Source organism: Aquabacterium sp., assembly GCF_004297345.1.
Lineage (GTDB): Bacteria > Pseudomonadota > Gammaproteobacteria > Burkholderiales > Burkholderiaceae_C > Aquabacterium.
The window spans coordinates 1-5,715 of the sequence record NZ_SCTN01000493.1; the positions used below are offsets into that span (position 1 = coordinate 1).

The 5,715-nt window shown below is 60.3% G+C and carries 5 protein-coding genes and 1 tRNA gene; 4 read left to right on the forward strand and 2 right to left on the reverse strand.

Annotated elements, in window-relative coordinates; translation table 11 throughout:
• The 4 genes from EPO09_RS18985 to EPO09_RS19000 form a co-directional block, all read left to right on the forward strand.
• The coding region (locus EPO09_RS18985) for a DUF2065 domain-containing protein (protein WP_367200094.1) at nt 1-193 on the forward strand (193 nt) is incomplete at its 5' end.
• Between the two features lie 108 nt (nt 194-301).
• Complete coding sequence (locus tag EPO09_RS18990) at nt 302-1,495, forward strand: ATP phosphoribosyltransferase regulatory subunit (protein ID WP_290645574.1); 1,194 nt, start codon at nt 302-304, stop codon at nt 1,493-1,495.
• Between the two features lie 37 nt (nt 1,496-1,532).
• Nucleotides 1,533-2,894, forward strand: coding sequence for an adenylosuccinate synthase (locus tag EPO09_RS18995; RefSeq protein ID WP_290645576.1), 1,362 nt, complete (start codon nt 1,533-1,535; stop codon nt 2,892-2,894).
• 65 nt (nt 2,895-2,959) lie between these two features.
• Nucleotides 2,960-3,481 (forward strand): phosphoribosyltransferase, encoded by a 522-nt coding sequence (locus tag EPO09_RS19000; protein ID WP_290645578.1) that lies wholly within the window; start codon nt 2,960-2,962, stop codon nt 3,479-3,481.
• A gap of 31 nt (nt 3,482-3,512) precedes the next feature.
• Here EPO09_RS19000 and EPO09_RS19005 read toward each other — a convergent pair whose 3' ends face one another.
• On the reverse strand, nt 3,513-5,306 hold the full coding sequence (locus tag EPO09_RS19005; RefSeq protein ID WP_290645580.1) for a hypothetical protein: 1,794 nt from the start codon (nt 5,304-5,306) through the stop codon (nt 3,513-3,515).
• Nucleotides 5,307-5,618: 312 nt separating this feature from the next.
• A tRNA-Leu gene (locus tag EPO09_RS19010) sits at nt 5,619-5,703 on the reverse strand.
• Between the last annotated feature and the right edge of the window lie 12 nt (nt 5,704-5,715).

Genomic DNA, 5,715 nt, shown 5'->3' on the forward strand with positions numbered 1-5,715 from the left:
CGCGCGCATGTCTGATGCGATCTGGATCGCGCTGGCTTTGTTGCTGGTGCTCGAAGGCCTGATGCCTGCCATCAATCCTGGTGGCTGGCGTCGCATGTTCGAGCAGATCATGCAACTCAATGACCAGCAGATTCGCACGGTCGGTCTGGTCAGCATGGTGCTCGGGCTGATCATGCTCTGGGTTCTCCAGTAGCGAAAAAAGGGCGCCGATGGCCCTGTTTCACGGGGATGAGTGTGTCGGATTGGTAAACCGACGCCTTCCCCCTGTAGAATCTCGTTTTTAACCCCCACACGTTTTTCTATGTCGTCTGCTTGGCTGTTGCCAGAGCACATTGCTGACGTTTTGCCTGCTCAGGCGCGTCGCGTGGAAGAGTTGCGCCGCATCTGGCTGGATGCGGCTCGCGGCTACGGCTATGAACTGGTCATGCCACCGTTGCTCGAGCACATCGAGTCGCTGCTGTCCGGCACTGGTCACGCTCTGGATCTCAAAACCTTCAAGCTGGTTGACCAGCTCAGCGGCCGCACCCTGGGGGTACGTGCTGACGCCACGCCTCAGGTGGCGCGCATTGATGCACATTTGCTGAACCGCGAGGGGGTGACTCGTCTGTGCTACTGCGGCCCCGTGCTACACACACGGCCCGCTACGCCACAATCCAGCCGTGAGCCGCTGCAACTGGGCGCGGAGATCTACGGTCACGCCGGTCTGGAAGCCGACCTGGAGGCCACTGAACTGGCCCTGGAGGGCTTGCGTGCCACCGGGCTGAATGGCCTGGTGATCGACCTGGCCGATGTACGCCTGGTCAATGGTGTGCTGGCCGGCCTGGGTGTGCCAGCTCTGGATGCGCGTGCACACAATGCACTGGTTCTCGCCTTGACCACCAAGGACGTGGGCACGCTGCGCGAGTTGGCGTCGCAAGGCCCGCTGGCTACCGTGCCTGCTGCCGCAGACGTGCTGGTTCGACTGACCAGCCTGTTCGGCGGCGAAGAGGTGCTGGCGCAGGCGCGCACGGAGCTGCCTCAGCATGCGCTGGTTGACGCGGCCTTGAATGATCTGGCTTGGTTGGCTGCGCAGTTGCGCCAGGCCCAGCCTGAGGTCACGATCGGCTTTGATCTGTCCGACCTGAGTGGCTATGCCTACTACAGCGGCACCCGATTTGCCATTTACGCCAAGGGGCATGCTGATGCCCTGGTGCGTGGTGGTCGCTACGACGAGGTGGGGGCGGTTTTTGGCCGTCGCCGTCCCGCCGTGGGCTTCAGTCTCGACCTGAAGATCCTGGCTGATCTGCTGGCTGGCCTCAAAGGCCTGGCTGTGCGTTCAGCCGTGCGTGCACCTTGGGGTGAAGACCCAGCCTTGCGCGAGGCAGTGCGCGCGTTGAGAGGGCAGGGCCACACCGTGGTGTGCGTGCTGCCCGGACATGAACACGACGTCCAGGAATTCGACTGTGATCGCGAACTTGCGATGGTCGATGGACGCTGGTCGGTGCGCGCGCTCTAAGCGCCCCGATCCTTTCAAGCCATTTAGGAACCCCGCCATGCAAAGCAATACCGCGTCTACCAGTGCGTCCGTACGTCCCGCATCCGCCCGTAACGTCGTGGTCGTCGGCACCCAATGGGGTGACGAAGGCAAGGGCAAGGTTGTCGATTGGTTGACCGACCACGCTGCCGCCGTCGTGCGTTTCCAAGGTGGCCATAACGCCGGCCACACACTGGTCATCAATGGCAAGAAGACCGCCTTGCAACTGATCCCTTCGGGCATCATGCGTGATGGCGTGGCCTGCTACATCGGCAACGGCGTGGTGGTGGATCCCACTCACTTGCTGTCCGAGATCGAGCGCCTGGAAGCGGCTGGCCTGAACGTGCGTTCGCGCCTGTTCATCAGCGAATCCTGCCCTCTGATCCTGCCTTTCCACGTTCAAGTGGACAAGGCCCGCGAAGCCCTGCGCGAGACCAGCGGTAGCGGCAAGATCGGCACGACAGGCAAGGGCATTGGCCCCGCCTACGAAGACAAGGTTGCTCGCCGTGCGCTGCGCGTGCAGGATCTGAAGCACCCCGAGCGCTTTGCTGCCAAGCTGAAAGAGTTGCTGGAGTTGCACAACTTCGCACTCAAGGGCTACCTGAAGTCTGAGGCACTGGAATTCCAGCCCATCTACGACCAGGCCATGAAAGCCGCCGAGCAGATTTTGCCGATGCTGGCTGACGTTGGCGTGAAGATCCATGGTCATAACGTTGCTGGCGGCAGCGTGCTGTTTGAAGGCGCGCAAGGCACGCTGCTGGACATCGACCACGGCACCTATCCTTTCGTGACATCGAGCAACTGCGTGGCGGGCAATGCCGCCGCTGGTTCTGGCGTGGGCCCAGACAAGCTGCACTACATCCTCGGCATCACCAAGGCTTACACCACGCGCGTTGGCAGCGGCCCCTTCCCGACCGAGCTGGAGTGGGATGTGCCCGACACCGTCGGCTACCACCTGTCTACCGTGGGCCAGGAGCGTGGCACCGTGACCGGCCGCGCTCGTCGCTGCGGCTGGCTGGATGCGGCCGCGCTCAAGCGCTCCGTGTTGATCAACGGCGTCTCTGGTGTCTGCATCACCAAGCTGGACGTGTTGGATGGTCTCAAGGAGATCAAGGTCTGCACGGGCTATATGCTCAACGGTCAGCGCATCGACATCCTGCCCCTGGACGCCGATGACATCGTGGCCTGCGAACCCATCTACGAAACCTTCCCGGGCTGGGAGGGCACAACCTTCGGCATCACTGAGTGGGACAAGTTGCCTGCCAACGCGCGCGCTTATCTCGAATGCGTGCAAGGCCTGATTGGCGCGCCCATCGACATGGTGTCCACTGGCCCTGACCGCGATCACACCATCCTGCTACGTCATCCTTACAAAGGTTGATCGGTTCGCGGTAGTTGTTCGCGTTTTGGCCCACCCCTTCGCAATCCAGCAAGAAAGACGTTCTCATGCTCACTGACGATGGCAAGCACCTGTATGTGTCCTGGGAGGAGTATCACCAGCTCACCGAGCGACTGGCTCTGAAGGTTCATGCCTCCGGCTGGGAGTTCGATCAGATTCTGTGCCTGGCTCGCGGGGGCATGCGCCCCGGCGACGTGCTGTCTCGCATCTTTGATCGTCCTTTGGGCATCATGTCCACGAGCTCTTATCGCGATGATGGCGGCACCCTGCAGGGCCGTCTGGACATGGCCAAATACATCACCATGCCCAAGGGCGAACTGGCTGGCCGCGTGCTGCTGGTCGATGATCTGGCAGATTCTGGCGTCACCTTGCGCGCCGTCGTCGAGCGTCTGCGCAGCATGCCGGCCATCACCGAATTGCGCTCTGCCGTGATCTGGGTGAAGGGCGTCTCCAGCTATACGCCAGACTACTATGTTGACACATTGCCAACGAGCCCCTGGATCCATCAGCCCTTTGAAGAGTACGACACGCTTCGCCCGGAGAACTTGCTCAAGCGTTACAAGGTCTGAGACGCCATTCTCCTGCCCCCGATGAAACGGCTCAAAGCATGTCTTTGAGCCGTTTTTTCATGGCGGCGCCGAGGTTCACCGGCGGCAGTGTGACGCTGCGACCCACCGCAGGCAGCTTGAAGCGCTTGTAGCCAGACTCGCTCCATATGTAGAACTGCCACGGCGCGTCTTGAAGCGGGTAGTCGAACTCGAACAGCGCCTGTGTGGCGTTGCCTTGGGCATTGACCGCTTCAACGGTGACCTGAAAGCTGCCTGCCCGGATGCTGTCACCTACGTGGAGGGGCTGCTTTTTCAAGTCTCGGCTGATGGGTTCTCCCAGGCCTTTGTCTCCCAGTAGCCTGATGCTGCGTGGTGTCAGGACAGTCAGCGTGACACTTTGATCGCCGCTTGTCAGCGCTTGCATGGACGAGGGATTGTGAAGACCGAAGTACCGCCTGATGGTCTGGTAGTAGCCGACAAAGAGCGCCTTGGGTGGGTTGATCAGAATGACCTTGCTATTCGGGCTCTCTAGCTCGTCAGGAAGGGACAGCGACTCCAGTTGCATGGAGGCCTTGCTCATCATGGGGGCGGCGACGGCCATGGACAAGGTTGCAATGGGATAGAACGCCAGGTGGATGAGCATCAGCACGCCGGCGATGGCCTTGCTCGCCATGATCCCGATGCGATGCCGATCTCCAGGTGGCGTTTGTTTCCATGTGGCTGTGAAGAGCATCGCGAGCAAAGGGCTCAGGCCGAACTCGGCATTCAAGAGCAGCCTGTCGTTTGTAGCCGCAGCGCATACCGGTACCAAGGACAGCACTGCGCCAAGCCCGAAAAATCGCGCCAGCGGGTGAGACCAGATCTGACGAACCTGGCCAGCCCAGACGCTCACGGCCACGATGAAGGCAGCCATCAAGGCATAAATGACTTGAGATTTTTCTGGCAGCAGATGAAATACCGAAGACGAGGCGCCATATAGCCCGGCCAGCAAAAGCGCCGGCATGCGCATCATCAGCGCTTGCGCAAAACGCAGGGGGTCTCTGCCTGGATCAATATAGCCACCCAGCCCCACACTGCCGTAGCCCAGATAGACATAGTAAATGCGCCATGCCACCACGAGCGCGACAAAGGGAAGCAGGGCGGCGAAGCGCGTGCGCGAACTGGCGCGACGGGGCTCCAGAATCAGAACATAGGCCAGCAGGTAACCCATGGCTGCAACGGCCGCTTCCGCCGCGGCCAATCCGATTGCCATGAACAACATGCTCAACAGACCATAAGCCAGGCCGCGACCTTGCCGCCAGAGATGGAAAGTCATCAAGGTCAGGACGATGAGGCAACCTGCAATCAGCTGATTTCGGGCAGCAAGCCAGATCACGGTGAACAGGTGCATGGGGCTGACCGCAAAGATCAGCGCGGCCAGCCCTGGGCGCACGGCTGTTGGATCCAGCAGTCGATACAGTCGGCTGAGCAGCCAGACGAGAAAACCGTACCAGAGAAGGCTGTGCACATGCATCAGCGTGGGGGAATCTGGCCACAGGTGGTAGTCGACCCAATGGCTCAGCTCTGAAAGAGGGCGCCAGAAAGACATCAGCGCGTGATCAGCCGCCCACCACTGAAAGATGCCTGCGTCTTTCATCGCCTGAATATGGTCCCCCCTGCCATCGGCAAAGGTGTAGAGACCAAAGAACGTGCCGGGGTGGGAGCGGGTGGACTGCCCAGTGATCAGTTCACGAAACAGAAAGTCGTCGCCGATCAAGCCGGAACTCAAGGTAGGCAAGGCCAGGAGCACACCCAACAAGCTGATGAAGAGGGCTGAGTGAGGGTGAGACAGAATTCGGCGCCACATCACTGGATCCTGAGGTTTGGCTGAGCAAACATCGAATCCACTTGCGTGTTAGCGGGTGGGCTCGACGGGGTATCTTGCATATCGCATGTGAGTGATTTTTATATCACCGCGAGATGTGGATACCCGATCCCGGTATGCGAGCCAGGGCTGTTTATTTATTGCCGAGACTGACCGCTGCGCTGGGTGTTTGGCCGTTCAAGTAAATACAATGCCCGCGGCCAGTCGAGGCTGGATTGCTGCCCCCATGTGTGCAGGGGAGGCGTGAGGCAAAGAAAAAAGCCGCTTGATGCTAAATCAAGCGGCTCTTTCAATTGGTGCCCAGGAGAGGACTCGAACCTCCACGGAGTTACCCGCTAGTACCTGAAACTAGTGCGTCTACCAATTCCGCCACCTGGGCAGGTACTTTTTT

What these genes read in the sequence shown, in the direction of transcription:
- EPO09_RS18990 (WP_290645574.1), top strand. Translation starts at nt 302, where the DNA reads ATGTCGTCTGCTTGGCTGTTGCCAGAGCACATTGCTGACGTTTTGCCT.
- EPO09_RS18995 (WP_290645576.1), top strand. Translation starts at nt 1,533, where the DNA reads ATGCAAAGCAATACCGCGTCTACCAGTGCGTCCGTACGTCCCGCATCC.
- EPO09_RS19000 (WP_290645578.1), top strand. Translation starts at nt 2,960, where the DNA reads ATGCTCACTGACGATGGCAAGCACCTGTATGTGTCCTGGGAGGAGTAT.
- EPO09_RS19005 (WP_290645580.1), bottom strand. Translation starts at nt 5,306, where the DNA reads ATGTGGCGCCGAATTCTGTCTCACCCTCACTCAGCCCTCTTCATCAGC.